At 65.4% G+C, this 17018-nt stretch carries 13 protein-coding genes; 9 read left to right on the top strand and 4 right to left on the bottom strand.

Annotated elements, in window-relative coordinates; genetic code table 11:
• Positions 1 to 16: 16 nt before the first annotated feature.
• The 4 genes from cheB to ROR02_RS00140 all read right to left on the bottom strand — a co-directional run bounded on the left by cheB (position 17) and on the right by ROR02_RS00140 (position 5292).
• Positions 17 to 1141 (bottom strand): chemotaxis-specific protein-glutamate methyltransferase CheB, encoded by a 1125-nt coding sequence (gene cheB / locus ROR02_RS00155; RefSeq protein WP_147161973.1) that lies wholly within the window; start codon positions 1139 to 1141, stop codon positions 17 to 19.
• Entirely contained in the window at positions 1138 to 2643 is a 1506-nt protein-coding gene (locus tag ROR02_RS00150) for a chemotaxis protein CheW (protein ID WP_147161972.1), read from the bottom strand. The genes cheB and ROR02_RS00150 overlap by 4 nt, the downstream gene beginning before the upstream one ends.
• Before the next feature lie 65 nt (positions 2644 to 2708).
• Positions 2709 to 4382: a methyl-accepting chemotaxis protein gene (locus tag ROR02_RS00145; protein ID WP_147161971.1), complete on the bottom strand. Its 1674-nt coding sequence runs from the start codon at positions 4380 to 4382 to the stop codon at positions 2709 to 2711.
• A gap of 256 nt (positions 4383 to 4638) precedes the next feature.
• On the bottom strand, positions 4639 to 5292 hold the full coding sequence (locus ROR02_RS00140) for a hypothetical protein (RefSeq protein ID WP_147161970.1): 654 nt from the start codon (positions 5290 to 5292) through the stop codon (positions 4639 to 4641).
• A gap of 473 nt (positions 5293 to 5765) precedes the next feature.
• On the opposite strand from ROR02_RS00140, the gene ROR02_RS00135 reads away from it, so the two are divergent.
• From ROR02_RS00135 to ROR02_RS00090, 9 genes are all read left to right on the top strand, one after another.
• Positions 5766 to 6164, top strand: coding sequence for a heavy-metal-associated domain-containing protein (locus ROR02_RS00135; protein WP_174823003.1), 399 nt, complete (start codon positions 5766 to 5768; stop codon positions 6162 to 6164).
• Between the two features lie 147 nt (positions 6165 to 6311).
• A complete protein-coding gene (locus ROR02_RS00130) occupies positions 6312 to 6677 on the top strand; it encodes a magnetosome protein MamC (protein WP_147161969.1) in 366 nt (121 codons plus the stop codon).
• A 1-nt stretch (position 6678) separates the two neighbouring features.
• Positions 6679 to 7452 carry a hypothetical protein gene (locus tag ROR02_RS17340; protein WP_281290978.1) on the top strand — a complete coding sequence of 258 codons (774 nt, stop codon included), beginning with the start codon at positions 6679 to 6681 and terminating at the stop codon, positions 7450 to 7452.
• Between the two features lie 109 nt (positions 7453 to 7561).
• Positions 7562 to 9691, top strand: a complete 2130-nt coding sequence (locus ROR02_RS00115) for a heavy metal translocating P-type ATPase (protein ID WP_147161968.1) — start codon at positions 7562 to 7564, stop codon at positions 9689 to 9691.
• Positions 9692 to 10131: 440 nt separating this feature from the next.
• Positions 10132 to 12357: a heavy metal translocating P-type ATPase gene (locus ROR02_RS00110; protein WP_147161967.1), complete on the top strand. Its 2226-nt coding sequence runs from the start codon at positions 10132 to 10134 to the stop codon at positions 12355 to 12357.
• A 1197-nt stretch (positions 12358 to 13554) separates the two neighbouring features.
• On the top strand, positions 13555 to 13938 hold the full coding sequence (locus ROR02_RS00105; protein WP_170244888.1) for an STAS domain-containing protein: 384 nt from the start codon (positions 13555 to 13557) through the stop codon (positions 13936 to 13938).
• A 7-nt stretch (positions 13939 to 13945) separates the two neighbouring features.
• Positions 13946 to 14311: a response regulator gene (locus ROR02_RS00100; protein ID WP_147161965.1), complete on the top strand. Its 366-nt coding sequence runs from the start codon at positions 13946 to 13948 to the stop codon at positions 14309 to 14311.
• 11 nt (positions 14312 to 14322) lie between these two features.
• Positions 14323 to 16455 carry a chemotaxis protein CheA gene (locus tag ROR02_RS00095; RefSeq protein ID WP_147161964.1) on the top strand — a complete coding sequence of 711 codons (2133 nt, stop codon included), beginning with the start codon at positions 14323 to 14325 and terminating at the stop codon, positions 16453 to 16455.
• Positions 16455 to 16979, top strand: a complete 525-nt coding sequence (locus ROR02_RS00090) for a chemotaxis protein CheW (RefSeq protein WP_147161963.1) — start codon at positions 16455 to 16457, stop codon at positions 16977 to 16979. Before ROR02_RS00095 ends, ROR02_RS00090 begins: the two co-directional genes overlap by 1 nt.
• The last annotated feature ends 39 nt before the right edge of the window (positions 16980 to 17018 follow it).

Here is a 17018-nt window from a genome sequence, read left to right as displayed (position 1 = left end):
TTCCTTATCCTTTTTCTTAAAGTCCTCGTTCCGGGTCCGGTGCCGGACGAGAGGCGCCGGGAGAACACCACTCCTGCAAGGTCGCGCCCAGCCGGGCGACGGGAAAGACATGGGAGGCGTGCCCGGCCTCCAGAACCGAGAACGGCATGCCGGCCACCACGCATTCCCCGGGTTCTTGAACCACCACCGGCAAGGCGCGCCGCGCGAAGGCGCCCGCGCCTTGGGTGCCGTCGCGCCCCATCCCGGTCAGGACGACCGCCACCGGCGTTTTCGCGACCCCCAGGGCCGTTTCGAACAAATGATCCACGCTTGGATGAATGCTTGCGCTGGCCAGCACGCGCAGCGTCAGAACCCAGGTGGACCCCAGCCCCGGGGTCAGGCCTCCATCCTGGCCCCCCGGCAGCACGGTCACGGTTCCCGGAGCCAGCACCGTGCCCTCGCTGCCTTCGCTGACCTCAAGGCCGGTGTCCTGGCGCAGGTGCATGGCGAGGCTGGCGGTGTACTGGGGGGGCATGTGCTGGGCCACGACCATGGGGCACGCCAGCCGGCCGCAGGCCTTGAGGAAGGCGGGCAACATGCGCGGGCCCCCGGTGGACACGCCCACCACGACCAGATCAACCTCCCCCGGCCGCCGGCAGGCCCGCAAGGCCGGCAAGGAAGCGGTCGGGGCCGCCTGGGCCCGGGCGGTGGCGGGCTGCCCCGGCGCAGGCCGGGCCAGGGGGTGACGGCCCCAGTAGCGGATCTTCTCGCGCAGTTCCTTGTCGATGCCCACGATATCGAGCTGCACGAAAGACGATGACTTCGATATGAAATCAACCGCCCCCGCCTCCAGGGCCTGCACGGTGGTCTGGGCCCCTTTCTGGGTCAGGCTGCTCAGCATGATGATCGGCAAGGGACGCCGGCGCATGATGGCGCGGGTCGTGGCCAGGCCATCGAGGTTGGGCATCTCGACATCCATGGTGATCACGTCGGGCCGGACGCTTTCAAGCAACGACAAGGCGGCCTCGCCGTCGCGGGCCTCGCCCACCACCTCGATATCCTTTTCGCCTTCCACCATCTTGCGCACGGCCAGACGCATGAAACCGGAATCGTCAACGATCATCAGGCGGATGGGCCGGATCAGGGGAGACAAGGCGCTCATGAGGGTGGGCTCCCCCGCAAGGCGCCCACGTCCAGGAGCGAGATCAAGGTCCCGTCAACCTGACCCACGCCGCGCACGACGCCCGAGCCCCCCTCGTCGCGCACGGTGCCCGCCGGCAGGTCAACAAGGCGCGACACGGCGCTGGTGGCCAGCGCCCAGGTTTCTCCCCGGGCCGGGTTGACCTGAACCACCACGTAGACCGAGCGCGGCCCATCCAGGGCTTCGCCTTCCACCAGCTGGGGCAGATCGGCCACGGGCAGGATTCGCCCGCCCACCGCCGTGACCCCGACCTGATCGCCCAGGGCATCGGGAAGTCCGCTCGGCGCGACCCACGGCACGATGCGCTCGATCCGGGCAATGTCGAGGGCACAGGTTTCACGCCCGGCCTTGAGCAGCAACACGCGCCGGCGGGGCGGCGGGGCCTTGCCGGGGCCAAGATCGCCCCCGGCCTCCACGGGGGGCGCGGTGTCGGGCAGGAAGCGACGGATCATCCGCGCGCGTCCCGGACCCAGCAGGCGTTCAAGCGACAAAAGACAGGTAACCTTGCCCTGGGCATCGGTCAGGTAGGCTTCCAGCACATCGGCCTGGGTCCGTTCGCGCCTGTCCTCGGAGAAGCGGCGCAACCCCACCAGTTCCGGGCAGGCGAACAGCAGGGAAACGTCGTTGTGTTCGATCGCGACCAGAACGCTGTCGGGCCTGGGGTCGGAAAGTCCCAGCAACGCGGCCAGTGAAAGCACGAGGCGGGGCTGGGCGCGCAGCACGGCCAGGCCCGCCACCTCGGGGGGGGCGCCGGGAAGCGGGGTGAGGGTTCCCACCGGGGCGACCTCCCGCACCCGTTCAATGGGAAAAGCGTAGGATTCACCCGCGACATTCACCACCAGGACGCCAAACGACGCGGCGGGGGCGGAGGCCCTGCGCGCCGGAGCCGCCGCCACGTGCAGGCCTCCGCCCCCGAAACCAGCACCGCCGGGCGCGCCGCGTCCAACGCCCTCAAGGGCATCCAGGCCCAGGACATCCGCGTCAAGCAGCAGCACGCTTTCATCCCGCAGCCGGAACTGGCCCTTCACCGCCTTGGAAAGAAGGGGGGGAGTCCGCTCCCGCTGTTCCTCGCCCCCCTCCTCGAAGCGGACTTCCTCCCGCGCGTTTTCCTGTTCCTCGTGTTTCTCCGGCGCAGGCCCGGGGGACCCGACCGGCACCAGATCGCGAGAGGGAACATCGACCATGCGCCGGACCCGGTCCACGGCCAGCAGCAACAGCCCCCCTTGCGCCGTCACCAGCAGCCGCTGGCCGGCACCGGGATCCGTCGATCCCAAGGCTTCCAGGCCCAGGCGCACGGAAAGCCGGATCTGGGGGACAATCCGCCCGTCCACCGCGCCCACGCCTTCCAGCCAGTCGGGAACAAAGGGCACCGGCGTGACCACCCCGGGATTCACCACCTGGCCGACAACCTCGATCGGAAGGGCATAAGGGCGCTGGCCAACGTCGAAAACCATGACCCGCATTGACAAGGTTCCCTCTCGTTCCTGGAAAGGATCCGATCACACCCAAACGAAGGAAAATGACCTTCCTAATAGATGAACCGTTCCACGTCGGTGCGGGTCTGGTCGGCAAGGCGGGACAGTTCCACCATCGTCGCCGTGACTTCCTCCGAGGCCGAGGCATTGGTGGTGCCGATGCGCCCCAGATCCTCGATGCTGGCGCGAATCTGTTCCATGGCGGCCGACTGCTGTTCCACCGCCGCCGCGATGGCTCCGGCCATGCGGTCGGTCTCGCCCACGCCGTTGGCGATCTGTTCAATGCTGTCGCCCACCGCACGGGCCAGATCAACCCCGCAAGTGGATTCCAAGCCGGCCTTTTCAACCATGGAGTCGATTTCTCCCACCGATCGCCCGGAATGCTCGGCCAGCTTGCCCACTTCCTCGGCGACGACGGCAAAGCCCTTGCCCGCCTCGCCGGCGCGGGCCGCCTCGATGGCGGCATTCAGCGACAGCATGTTGGTTTGGGCGGCGATCTGACCGATCACCCCGGTAATCTTGGAAATCTCGCGGGCATTGCCGGCAATCGCGGTCATGGCCGCGCTCATTTCCGCGATGCGGGTCCGGCCGGTGGCGGTGAGGGCGGAAGCCTCGCGCGCATGGCGGCTGGAGGCCTGGGCGTTGTTGGCGATGTCCTCCACCGCGCCCGCCGACTGGCGAATGCCGATGCCAATCTGGCGAATGGCGTTCAACTGGCCTTGCGCCCCGTCGGAAATCTGCCCGATGGCGGCACTGGCCTGCCCCGTGGCCACGGCAACTTGCCGGATATTCCCCAGCACCCCGCGCATGGTGCCCGACAAGGCTTCCAGCGACCGGTTGAGGTTCTGCCCCAGGCGGGCCATGTCGCCCTTGCCCGAAACCGCGACCCGCCCCGCAAGATCATTGGCGGCCAGACGATCCACCACCGCGCTGATTCCGGCCACGACCTGGGCCAGTTCCTCCATCAACCGGTTGAAGGCGCCGGCGGTCTGCCCGACCTCGTCGTTCGAGCGCACCACCAGACGCCGGCTCAGGTCGCCCGAGTGCTCGATCTCGCTCATCACCTTCTGGACTTCGATCAGGGGACCGGTGACGGAGCGGATAATCCAGAACGCCAGCCCGGCACCCACGCCCACCGCGACCAGGAAGCCGATCACCGACACCCACCACGCAACGGTGTAGTCCGCCGACGCCTCGGCATGCTTGGTTCCGGCAATCTCAAGCTGAAGGTCGATCAGGCGCGAGATTTCATCGGAAACCGGATCAATGGCCGGATACAACGACACGATGGTGAACCGGGTCAGTTCATCGGGAAGGCCGGATTGCAAGATCCCCACCAGCCGGGCAACCTCGCCATCCGCTTTTTTCATCAAGGGCGTCAGGGATTCGATGATGGCCTTTTCCCGGGGGGCCAGGTACGTGCCCAGGTAGCGGTTCCAGGTGTCGCCAATGGTTTTCTGGGCGGCGGCGATCCGCGACAGGGCCTCGGTTCCCGTGATGTTGCCGTTGCGCGTTTTGTGCGCCGTGTCCACGATGTTCACGGCATACATGTCGGCGATCACCTTGAGATCGCGCAAGGGCACCACCCGATCGACGTACACCGTGTCAAGGGCCTGTTTTATATGCTGCATCTGGATCATGGCGTGGCCCGACAAGGCCGCCATGCATCCCAGCAAGAACACCGTGAGAAGAAGCAGGCGCGTCCGCACCCGAAGGTTTGCAAACATCACGTTTCATCCTCGCCCCAGGCCGCCGCCCCCGGGCAGGGAACGGGGATCATGCCGACGAGAAGCCCCAAGGTTGCTTCTCCCCTCACAACGTGGGATGCCTTGAGATATGGAGCAATGGCTGGATAAAAAAGTATTGGCGAAAAAAGCCGGGGATCAGATCAGAACGGGAAAAACCAACTTGAATTATTGGCTTTTCCCGTCCTTGCGAAAAAAGGGGAACACCCTTAAAAAGAGAAAAAAGACAAAGCAGGCGTCAAGAGTCCCCCTCCGAAGCGCCGCCCAGGCTTTTTTCGAACGACGCTCCCCCCTTCATGACCGAGCGGGTCAGGTGGGCGTCCTCCTGCCCCGGTTCCCGCCGCTTCAGATCCAAGGCGAGCAGGCGCTGAAGGAGCGGCTCTTCCACGGCAACGCCCAGGCGGGCTTCGGGAGCCCAGGTCAAGGTGCCCAGGCGCCACGCGCTATGCGGCCAGGGCAGCCCGCCTTGCGAAATCTGAACGGATTCCATCGTGGGCCCCACCCCGTCCAGGGAATGATAGGTCGAGGCCACCGCCGATAGCATCATGAGCGCGATCTGGCGCAGGCCCGCGCCATCGGCATTCCGCCCGGTGAGATCGAACAGGAAGCGGGCGCAAGGCGCGTCGAACGCCAGCAGAAAAGCCCCCTCCTCGCCGTCCTCGAACACGAAACGGACCTGGGCCACCACCCGCTCGCCAAACAGGTCGAACATTTCTTCCCGGCCCGGGGAGGAATTGAGGCCGGATTCCCCGGCCGTTCCAACGCGCCCCCGGTCCTTGGGCGTGGCCGGCCTGCGGGGATCGGGCATCAATCCCGCCACTGCCAGGACGGCGTGCCAATAGGCCTCGATCTTGTCCGTTCCCGCCCTGCCCTCTTGCTCATGCGTCGTCACGTCCGCGTTCTCCCCAAGCGTGTCTTCCGTTCGCAGGCTGTCTTGTTCACCATGGCCCACGTCTGGTTGCCCACGCAACGCCCCCCCCGAAAAGAGGGCGGCGAGCACGCAAGACAAGGAGCCGCCGCCAAAGGCGCCCCCTCTTTGGCGTGAAAATCATCAAAGAATATTCTCATATTACATGTAGTGCGACGCAGCATCGCTGCGAGTCGACAGTGCCATCGAATGATCCACCCAGGACAGGAGAAGGAAAAAACCCTTTCCCAGATTACGCGTAATTGGAGAACAGCTTAAACCTTTGATACCCACCTTCCAATCCATCAACTGGAAGCCTTATTGCATTTCGCATCGCTCGCCCGAGAGGCCCCCCTTTTTATGAATGGGTTATTAAGCGCCCCCAATTCGATCCGCGATCCCTTGTTGTGGCCGGAAGCGATCGTTACCCTGGTTTCGATCCAGTCTTCGAGGGTTGAATGTCCGTGTCGTCTTCCATGGCTAGCCTTGCCGACCTCATCGACAGCGTTGGGGACCTGCGCCCCCACCTGAGCATCGCCCACCATATTCCCGGGCGCGTTCGTCTGAAAATCGGGATCGGGGCGCTGGGGGTGCTCAAGGCGGGCGCCGCCGGAGGCCCTTCGCTTCAGCTTGAGGATCTGTGCCGGATCCAGGGCATCCAGTCCGTGCGCCTCAACGCCGGCGCGCAATCGGTCGTGGTAAGCTACGATCCGGCCGTGATCCCCCCCTCTTTCTGGCAAGACTGCCTGAGCCTGCCCGAGGATCGTTTGCGCGCCATGCTCGCGGCAACCCTGCCTCCGGGCAAGGCCTCCCTGGAGGAGGACGCTCCCCGATCCGACCCCCGAGGGCTTTCATGACTCCCGGCCCCGCGACGGGATCTTCGGGAACACGGCCCCAGCGTGGGGTGCGACCCCAGCGTGGGGTGCGGCCCCAGCGCGGGGCATCGAAACCAAGGAATGCCAGCCATGTCCCATGAACCGGTCCCCTTTCAGCAGGAGGGTTCCATGACACCCAGCTTTCCCCATTCGCTTGCCCACCCCACCGCCCATTCCTTCGCCGAGACCCTGATCCGCGCTGGTGCCCTGGGCGCCCTGGTGGGGGGCACGGCGGCCCTGGCCGGTACGGCCCGTCATCTCAAGGATGGCAGCGTCAGCCGGGACCAGGCCACGCGTGACGTGTTGGGCACGGCGGCGAAAACCGGCCTCGCCACCGGGCTGGGCGCCGTTGTCGCCGCCAGCCTGAAGGGCGGGCCACTGTTGACCACCGCCGCCATGATCGCCACCGGTGCCGCCGCCCTTTACGTGATGGACGGCAAGGCCAGGCCTGCCGCTCCGGAGAGCAAGGCCCTGGAAGACAAGGGAGAGTCGTAACATGTCCCACACCCCTGTCCCCCCGTCCGCGCCCGGCGCCCCCGAGGCGGCCCCGGCGGAAAGCTGTTCGTGCGCCGGCGCCGCGCCGGTTTCCCCGGGCGCGGCCCCCGCGGCCGGTCCCCACACCCCGCCAACGGCCCCCCATCCGCCCTTGCACATGCCCCCCCAGGCCCATCCCGGGCCCTTTGGCATCCCCTACACGGCGCCGTGGGGCGGGCCGCCGCCGGCGCCCCCCCATCCGGGCATGGGCTACCCGCCGCCCCCGCCTCCGCCGCCCATGGATCCGCACGCCGCCCAGCATGCCTACGCTCTTGCCGCCGCCCATGGGATGGCGCCCGGCATGGCGCCTCCCCCTTCCCAGCCCGGTGCCCCCCTGCCGCCTCCGTGGGGCGCTCCCCCGGCATGGGGTGCCCCCCCGGCGTGGGGCGCGGGCCCGTATGGGCAACAGCAAGCTCAGTCGCCCTACGGGTACGCGACCCCGGCCGCCGCCGGCACGCCCTTTGGCGGGCTGATGAACGCAAGCTGGACCACGGGGTGGGTTGATTTCCAAAACCCGGCCTACGTCAAGGGGATGGTCGTCGGCGCGCTGGCCGCCGTGGTGCTGGCCAATCCGGCCGTGCAGAAGAAAACCCTGAGTTCGCTCGCGTCCTTGTGGGGGGTTTTCCAAGGCGGCATGGAGGAGATCAAGGAGCGCTTCCGCGACGCCGAGGCGGAAATGCAGGCGGCCGCGCGCGGCGCCGTGCCCACGGGCGAGGACGAACCGCCGGCCGCCTGAGGCCCCCGGCCCACGCTTTTCGTTTCGATGTCTTGATTTCTGGTCCCCGGACCGGGCCCTCCCGCGCCATGCGGGGGGCCCTGTCCGGTCTCATGCCCCGGGGGAACTCATGGCCCGTCTTGTTCACCAGATCCCCGGCCGGTCGCGCTTCAAGATGGCCTGCCTGCGCGATCGTCGCTTGGATCAGCGCTATTTGCGCGGCTACCTGGAAGGCCTGGAAGGCGTGCGACGGGTGCGCCTGAACCCCAATGCGCTCAGCGTGGTGATCGAGCACGACACCACGCCCACCACGGCCGGGCGGGTAGAGGAAGCCGTGCGCGCCTTGGATCGCACCGCCCTGCCCCGCACCCGCGACATCGATCAGGGCGCGCCGTTTTCCGACACCAGCCCCCTGGTTCTGGGCGGGCTGCTGTGCCTGGCCCAGCCCTTGATTCCGCGCCCCGTGGTCGCCACGCTAACGGCGCTTCATGTTTCCGACACCGTGCGCAAGGGCGTTGCCACCTTGCTCACCGAAGGCCTGCGGGTCGAGGTGCTCGACGCCACCGCCGTGGGCCTGGCCACGCTCAGGGGCGAATTCGGAACCGCGAACATCACCCAGTGGCTGCTCAACCTCGCCGGCCTGATCGAGGACTCAACCCGGCGAGCCTCCGACGACCTGGTCTTGCGCCTGCTCACCCCCGAGGTGGATACGGTGTGGGTCGAGGACGAGGATGGCACCGTCCGCGCGCAGCCCTTCGCCACCTTGGAGGCGGGCGCGCGCCTGCGCGTTCAAGCCGGCGAAACCATCGCCGTGGATGGCCTGGTGGTGGATGGCGCGGCCACGGTCAACCAGTCGGCGGTCACGGGCGAAAGCCTGCCGGTCCCGCGCGAGGCCGGCGATCTGGTGCTGTCGGGCTCGGTGATCGAGGAAGGGCGGCTCAGCATCGTCGCCGAGCGGGTGGGCGATGCCACGACCACGGCCCGCATTGCCCAGTTCCTGCAACGCGCCCTGGCCGAGGAAGCCATCACCCAGTCCAAGGCCGACGAACTGGCCGACCGGCGCATTCTCATTACCCTGGCCTCGGGGGCCGCCGTCTTCGCCCTTACCCGCTCGTTGCGCCGGCTGGAATCCGTGTTCCTGATCGATTTTTCGTGTGCCGGCAAGCTGGGCACCTCGATGGCGATCAAATCGGCCATGGTGCGCGCGGCCCGCCTCGGCGCCCTGGTCAAGGGCGGCCGCGCCCTGGAAAAGCTGGCCGAGGCCGATACCATCGTGTTCGACAAGACCGGCACCCTGACCCACAACGAGCTGGAGGTCACCCGCATTCAGTGCCTGGACGCCACCACCTGCACCAGTGAAAACGCCCTGCTGGCCCTGGTGGCGTCGGTGGCCGAGCACTCGCGCCACCCGGTTTCGGCGGCGGTGGTCGATGTCGCGCGCAAGCGCCGGCTGGAGCACATCGGCCACGAGGAGGTGGACTTCTTCATCGGCCATGGCCTTGCCACCACCGTGGGCGATACCACGGTGCGCATCGGCAGCCGCCATTACCTGGAAGAGCACGAAAACATCGATTTCACGCCCTACGAGGACATCCTCGCCGAACTGACCGCGCGGGGAGGCTCGTTGCTGTTCGTGGGCGCCGACGGCAAGCCGCACGGGGTCATCGCGCTGCGCGACCGGGTGCGGCCCGAGGCGCGGGAAATCCTGGGCCGCCTGCGCGCGAGCGGCATCACCCGGCTGGTGATGATCACGGGCGACACGCCCGACACCGCCCACGCCCTGGGCGAGCACCTGGGGCTCGACGAAGTCCACGCCCGCATCGCCCCCGAGGACAAGGCGCGCCTGATCCAGACCCTGCAAGCGCAAGGGCGCAAGGTCGCCTACGTGGGCGACGGGGTGAACGACGCCCCGGCCCTGATGGTCGCCGACGTGGGCCTCGCCATGCCCCGGGGCGCCGACGTGGCCCGGGCCACCGCCGACGTGGTGCTGATGCGCGACGCCCTCGACGGGGTCGCCCACATCCATGCCCTGGCCCGCAAGACCCTGGGCATCATCGACAAGAACTTCAAGGCGGCGGCCACCGTCAACACGGGGCTGTTGCTCGCGGCCTCGGCGGGACGCCTCGCCCCGGTGCCCGCCGCCCTTCTGCACAACGGCACCACCCTGGCCGTGCTCGGCAACGCCTTCCTGGGCGGCGACTTTTCCCGCGAGGGCCTGCGCCTTGCCCTCGCCGACCTGCGCGCCCTGGCCGACGGCTGACGGCTCCTGAGGCGCGCGGCCTCTCCCCGAACAAAGGCCCCCGCCAGGCACCAAAACCCCGTCCCGGGCCTTCCCCGGGGGCCCGTTTCCCGGGACCCCGGGGGCATCCGCGTCGCGCAAAGACACGCCCGACGCGCGGGCGACTCCGTGACGGCCTCTCCCTTCGTCGCCGACTTCCGAAGGGTTATGACGTGGGGCTTGTGTCTTGGCGGCCGTGTGCGCACCCGGAATTTCCCGGATCCTGGCCCGGGGAAGGTGAAATAAACAAATTAAATCAATCTATTACCAGACCTGCTTTGCGGGCGCGGCTCGCTTTGCAATTGACTGTGATAATCATTTCCATTACCAAAAACCGGTTTTTTCACTCTCCCGGGGGACCTTGATCGCCCACTTTCCCCAGGCCCCCCAGGCCCCTGACGACCTCGCACCAGGACAAGCCGATGTCTGTTCCCCTGCCCGTTCCCCGGTTGGTCACCCTTCGTCACAGCATCCCCGGCCGGGTACGGCTTCGCGTGCGTCCCCGTCGTCTGGTCCGCCGCCTGGGCGCGCTGTGCGAGATCACCCCCGGAGTCCGCCACGCGCGGGTGAATCCCGGGTGCGGCGCCCTTGTTCTTGAGTACGATCCGGGCCAGACGGACGCGCCGCGCCTGCTGGCCGCCGTGGGTGCCGCGATCGAAACCCTCCTGCCCGTGCCGGACGCGCCGCGCCGGGAGCCCTCCCCTTCGGCCCCGGCGGCGTGTGCCTGCCTGGAGCCCCGGCCCCGGGGAACGGCGGCTCCCTCGCACCTGGTGCGTTTCCTGGCCCTGTCGGGCGTGATGGCCTTCGTGTTCGTGCGCAAGCTGGCGGGGGCGGCCGCTCTTTCCGAGGCCGCCTTGTCGCCCCTGGGCCTGATCGCCCTGGCCGCCGCCGTGCCGGTGGCCCGCGAGGGCATGCGCCACGCCCGCGAGAAGCGGTTTACCCTGGAAGGCTTCCTGGCGGCGGGATGCGCGGCCGCCACCGTGTCGGGTCAGGCGTTGACCGCGTTGGAAATCCTATGGGTTCAAAGCGGCGCCGAGTCCTTGAAGGCCTGGGTGTCGGACCGCTCGCGCCAGTCGATTTCGGCCATCTTGGACCTGACGGCCAAGAACACCTTCATCCTGGCCGGCGATGTCGAGGTGGAGGTGCCCGTTTCGGGCGTCAAGCCGCGCGACATCGTGGTCTTGCACACGGGCGAGAAAATCTCGGTCGATGGCCACGTCATCGCCGGCGAGGCCCTTGTGGATGATTCCCCCATTACCGGGCGGGCCGAGCTGGCGCACGTGCTGACCGGCACCCGGGTGTTCGCCGGGGCCTATGTGCGCCAGGGCCTGATCCATGTCCGGGTCGAAAACGTGGGCGACCGCACCTACCTTGCCCGCATCATGCGCCAGGTCGAGGACACGCTGGAAAACAAGGCCCCCATTGAATCGGTGGCCGATGCCCTGGCCCGTTCCATGGTGCGCCTGGGGGTGGCGGGCACGATCCTGACCCTGATCGCCACGGCCAACCCCTGGCGGGCGTTCACGGTGATGCTGGTCATGGCCTGCCCGTGCGCCACCGTGCTGTCGGCGCAAACGGCCGTGTCGGCGGCGATCGCCGCCGCCGCCAGACGGGGCATCCTGATCAAGGGCGGCCGCTATCTGGAGGAGGTGGGCAAGGCCGATGCGATCTGCTTCGACAAAACCGGAACCCTGACCAGCAACCAGCCCCGGATCGAGGTGATCCGCAATTACTCGGATCTGGATGAAACCGCGTTGCTGCGCTGGGCCTATTCGGCCGAGATGCACAACCACCACCCCCTCGCGCTCGCCATCCGCACCGAGGCCCAGGCCCGCGACATCGATCCGGTTTCGCATGTTGAATGTGATTTCACCCTGGGCAAGGGGGTGCGCGCCCTCATCGGGCCGGATGTCGTGCGCCTGGGCAGCCCGGCTTATTTCGAGGAAGCGGGCTTCGACACCCGCGCACGGGCTTCTGATATCGCGCCCTTGCTGGACCGGGGGCTCACGGTGATTTTCATGGCCCGCAACGACGTGATCCTGGCCGCCTTCGCCTTTGCCAACGAACCCCGCCCCGAGGCCCGCGAGACCGTGACCGCCCTGATCCGCTCGGGCGTGTCGCACCTCAGCCTGGTCACCGGAGACGCGGAAAAAACCGCCCTGGATCTCGCCCGGCAGCTGGGGATTCCCCAATGCCATCACTCCATCCTTCCCGAACGCAAGGGAGAAATCGTCAGCCGCCTGCGCGAGGGAGGGCACAAGGTGATCATGGTGGGAGATGGCATCAACGACGCCCTGGCCCTGGCCGAGGCCGACATCGGCATTGCCATGGGCATCGGCGGCGCCGACGTGGCGATCGAGGCGGCGGATATCGCCCTGGTCCGCGATGACCTGGCCGACATTTTATACGTCCGCGCGCTCAGCCAGAAAACGCTCGGGATCGCGCGGCAAAACTTCTGGATCGCGACCTCGACCAACATCGGCGGGGCCCTGGCTGGCGCGCTGGGACTCATGTCTCCGGTGGCGGCGGGCCTGCTCCACATCGTCCATACCCTGGGCGTGCTGGCCAACTCGTCGCGGCTTCTGCTGCCCGCGTCTTCCGCGCCTCCCCTTCCCGTCTCGCCTGAAAAGGGCCCATCCGGTCAATAATGGAAATAATTTGCTTGTGAAAAATTCCATGTCCGGATGATGGGTTGACATATTTATTATTTTTTCTGGTCGATTTTCCTTTTTCAGGTAATCGAAACTTGGACTTTTCTATACAACCAAAGATATAAAGAAATCAAGTAAAAACCTTGAGCGCGCTCCAACTTTTTGATTCCTCGTGTTTCCCAACCATTGAAACGTGACCATTTCCGACTAAAAATTCCCTAATCCATTCATCTTCTTATTGGTTCGCTCCCGGTACCATCCGGGGAAGGACGTCTCCAATTCATAACCAAAATAAAATTCTGGGGCAAGTATAGTGAAATAAAGGAAGGAGAGGCAGTTCCACGGCGTTGGGACCAGCAGCGGCTCCAGGGCGTTGGAAGCAGGACCGGTTCCAGGGGGATGCCACGCGATTCCTTTCACGCCAAACACAGTTGCCCCAATAGGTTTTTTTCTACAAAAAATATCTACTTAGGAGATTTTTTCGGCCAAATCAGCACTTTCATCTTGGATTTGGGGCGAAGGCAATCACAAAAACAAGTCCTTTGGAATGAAATTCGCTGGTTCACCAGGGCCCTTCGTGACGATCGGGCGGCGAACCGAGCTTCGCACGAAACAGGAGAACAACATCTTATGGCATTACTTTAATTCAATAAATTACCAACCGACAATGTAGCGACCGCCTTTGAATCCGCTGCGCCCGCATCGATTCCATTTTTTTGATTGCGTGGATTGCCGGGAAAACCAGACCGTTCCCTTTGCGCAAAAAATGAAACCTGTAATTTACTCCCCTTCGGCTTGGCGTGCTTTATATCTGATGAATACTCAAAAAATCTGGACACCAGTTAGTTTCAGGGGATACTCTATCCGGACCAATCAGTTCGTTACACTTCCGTGGAGGATGGAGCCATGATGGGTAGCGATGCGATCGCATGCCACGGGAAGGTTTGATCTCCCGATTTTTGAATAAGGTCATCCTCGGGCGATGGGATCCACGCCTCCCGAAAAAAAGGTTAAAGTGATCCAAGAATGAAGAAGGGGCATTAGGAATACCTTTTCCAAATGGTATCTTGGTGACCCAAGGCATGCTTGGCGGGCCTGGCGGCAGGACAGGCAACTCAGATGGTTCTCTGCACCTCCAGCCGTGGATACCGCCCGTGCATTGTGTTGGTTAAAAGCAAGGAGTCCAAGCTGGTCATGCCCCCTGATCTTGCTGACACCTCGTCTTCCCTGGTGCGCGCCCCGACGCCCCCGACGCCAACCGACTCCACCCGAACCCTTGTGTTCAGGGGTCCTTGCACCATCGCGCAGGCCGAGGCGATGCGCGAAACCTTGCTGGAAGCCCTGGCCGATCCTTCCGTGACCCGCCTCGATCTCGCGTGCGAGGAGGCCACCGAAGTTGATCTGACCTTTTTACAGATTCTGATTGCCGCGCGGCGCAGCGGCGAAAACGCCGGGAAGGGAGTTTTTCTAAAGACACCCGCCCAGGGTGTTCTTGCGCGCGCCTTGGTTTCCGCCGGCCTTGCCCATCCGGGAGGCATGGATCACGGCTGGCTCAACCCATTCTGGGCAGGGGAGTAAGGCATTCATGGGAAAGACGATCCTGACAGTCGATGATTCCGCCAGTATCCGCCAGATGGTGGCCTTCACCTTGGAGTCGGCCGGGTATTCCGTGACCACGGCCGTCGATGGCAAGGACGCCCTCGCCAAACTGGGCAGCGGGACCGCCGACATGATCATCACCGACTTGAACATGCCGAACATGGATGGGCTGCAGCTCATCACCGAGGTTCGCAAGCTCCCGGCGCACAAATTCTCGCCCATTGTTTTCCTGACCACCGAATCCGAGGAATCGAAAAAGGCCCAGGCCAAGGCCGCCGGTGCCTCCGGATGGATTGTCAAGCCTTTCCAGCAAGAACAGCTTCTCGCCGTCGTCAAGAAATTTCTTGGGTGAAAGGGCGCGCCATGAACGCCGGCCCCTCCTCGCATGCCGATGTCTATCTCGCCGAGGCGGAAGACCTCCTGGCGGACATGGAAGCCGGTTTGTTGGACCTGGAAGGCAACCCAAGGGACGCCGACCAGATCAACCGGGTTTTCCGCGCCTTGCACACCATCAAGGGCTCGGGGGCGGTCTTCGGCTTCACGCAGGTGGCGGATTTCACCCACCACGTTGAAAGCGCCTTCCAGCGGGCCCGCGACGGGGAAATCCCCGTTTCCCCCGGGTTGCTGGAAGTCACCCTCGCGGCGCTGGACCACATCCGGGATCTGCTTGACGGCAAGGAGGACCGGGCGCGGGAAAAAAGCCTTCTGGCCCGGCTGGCCACCCACGTGCCCCAGGGCGGCGCGGCCTCCTCCAGGCCCGACAAGAAAGCCAAGCCCCCCCGCCCCGAGCCCGAGAGCCCCCGCCACTGGCGGATCCGCCTCAAGCTGGGCCCCCAGGTCATGGCGTTCGGGACCAACTGCCTGCGCCTGCTCGATGAACTGCGTGCCCTGGGCGACGCGGTCATCATCGCCCTTCCCGAGGGCATTCCTCCTTTGGAACACATGGATCCGGTGGCCTGCTACATGGAGTGGGACATCATCCTGACCACGGAACAGCCACGCTCGGCGATCGAGGATGTTTTCATGTTCGTGGCCGAAGACGCCACGATTGGCATCGAACCCATTGCCTATGAAAAGGACGACTCCAAGCGGTTGGGCGAAATCCTGGTCGAGCGCGGGGACATCGATCTCGACAACCTGATGGGCGCCTTGCGCCAGCAGCGCCCGGTGGGCGAACTCCTGGTCCAGGCGGGGCAGGTTTCGCCGGAAAAAATCGTCTCGGCCCTGGTCGAGCAATCCAAGGCCCGCGAGGAACCCAAGACCCCCATGGGGGTGGATGCCGGGCATGGCAGCCTGCGCGTCCAGGCGGAACGTCTCGACAGCCTGATGGATCAGGTGGGCGAACTGGTGATCGCCCAGGCTCGTCTGCGTCAGCTCGTCGCCGATAGCGAGGATCTCAACCTGCGCGCGGTCGCCGAGGAGATCGAACGCCTGTCGTCGGACCTGCGTGAAACCACCATGGGCATCCGGATGGTGCCCATCGGCACGCTGTTCGGCCGCTTCCGGCGCGTGGTGCGCGATGTTTCGCGTTCACTCGGCAAGACGGTCGAGCTGACCATGGACGGCGAGGACTCCGAACTCGACAAGACCGTCATTGAACGGCTCAACGACCCGCTGGTTCACCTGGTTCGCAACTGCATCGACCACGGCCTGGAAACGACCGAGGAAAGGGTCCGCGAAGGCAAACCCGAGGCGGGGCGCGTCCATCTGTCGGCGGCGCACTCCGGCGCGCAGGTGCTGATCAGCATCACCGACGACGGACGGGGCATGAACCGATCCGCCATCCGGGCCAAGGCCGAGGAGCGCGGTCTTCTCGCTCCCGACGCCCAGATCCCCGACGGCGACCTGCTGGCCTTTGTCTTCCATCCCGGCTTTTCCACGGCGCGCGAGGTCAGCGCGGTTTCGGGGCGTGGCGTGGGCATGGACGTGGTCAAGCGCACCATTGATGCCCTGCGGGGCACGATCGAGATTGGCAGCACGCCCGGCGAAGGCACCACCATTACCCTGAAACTTCCTTTGACCCTGGCCATCATTGACGGCCTTCTGGTGCGCGTGGGCAAGGGCCTTTATGTCCTGCCCCTGTCGACCGTCGAGGAATGCGTGGAACTCTCGGACGACGCCCGGAAGGATCAGAGGGGATGTGACTTTCTCAACATCCGGGGGGCGCTGGTGCCATTCCTGCGCCTGCGCGAGCGCTTCAAGGTTTCGACACCGCCCGACCCGTTTCAAAAAGTGGTGGTGGTATCCTCGGGCACCTCGCGCGTGGGCCTGGTCGTTGACCAGGTGGTGGGCCAGCACCAGACCGTCATCAAAAGCCTGGGCAAGCTGATGGCCGACGTGCGGGAGTTCTCGGGCGCGACCATCCTGGGCGATGGCACCGTGGCGCTGATCATGGACGTGCCGCGTCTGATTGAAATGGGCCAGACCGGCGCGGACGATCGCCGTTTGCAATCCGGTGTGGACGACCGTCACCTGATCGCCGGGGAGACGCGCTAATGACCGGTTCCACCACTTCCCTGCCCGTTCCGGCCGCCGGCCGGGCCCTGGTTGCCTCCGCCCCGAAGGGGGAGAGCGAGTGCGTTCTTTCCATGGCCCTGGCAGGCAACGTGTTCGCCCTGGAAGCGGCGATTGTCCTTGAAATCCTGGACGTTGTCCCGCTGACCGAAGTGCCCAACAGCAGCCCGTTCATCAAGGGGCTGCTCAACGTCCGCGGCAAGGTCGTTCCCGTCGTTGATCTCAAGGTTCGCCTGGGGCTCGCGACCCAGGACGAAACCACGCTTGATTCGCGGATTGTTGTTTTGTCGATCCAGCTCGACAACGAGGAATGCCTGGTCGGCATCCTGGCCGACAAGGTTTTTGGCGTGATGGAAATCGACGGCTCCACCTTGGAAGAAGCGCCCTCGGTGGGCATCGCGTGGCGTCTTGAATTCATCAGAAGCATCGGGAAATCCGATCAGGGTTTTATTGTCATACTCGACATGGACCGCGTTTTCTCCAACACCGACCGGAACGGAGCCTGATTTCTCCAGGCTTCGTTGTGTTGCGACCGTTTCCTTGAC

Source organism: Pararhodospirillum oryzae (assembly GCF_007992075.1).
Lineage (GTDB): Bacteria > Pseudomonadota > Alphaproteobacteria > Rhodospirillales > Rhodospirillaceae > Pararhodospirillum > Pararhodospirillum oryzae.
Note: the sequence above shows the minus strand (reverse complement) of the source record. Positions and strands in the feature narration are given on the sequence as shown.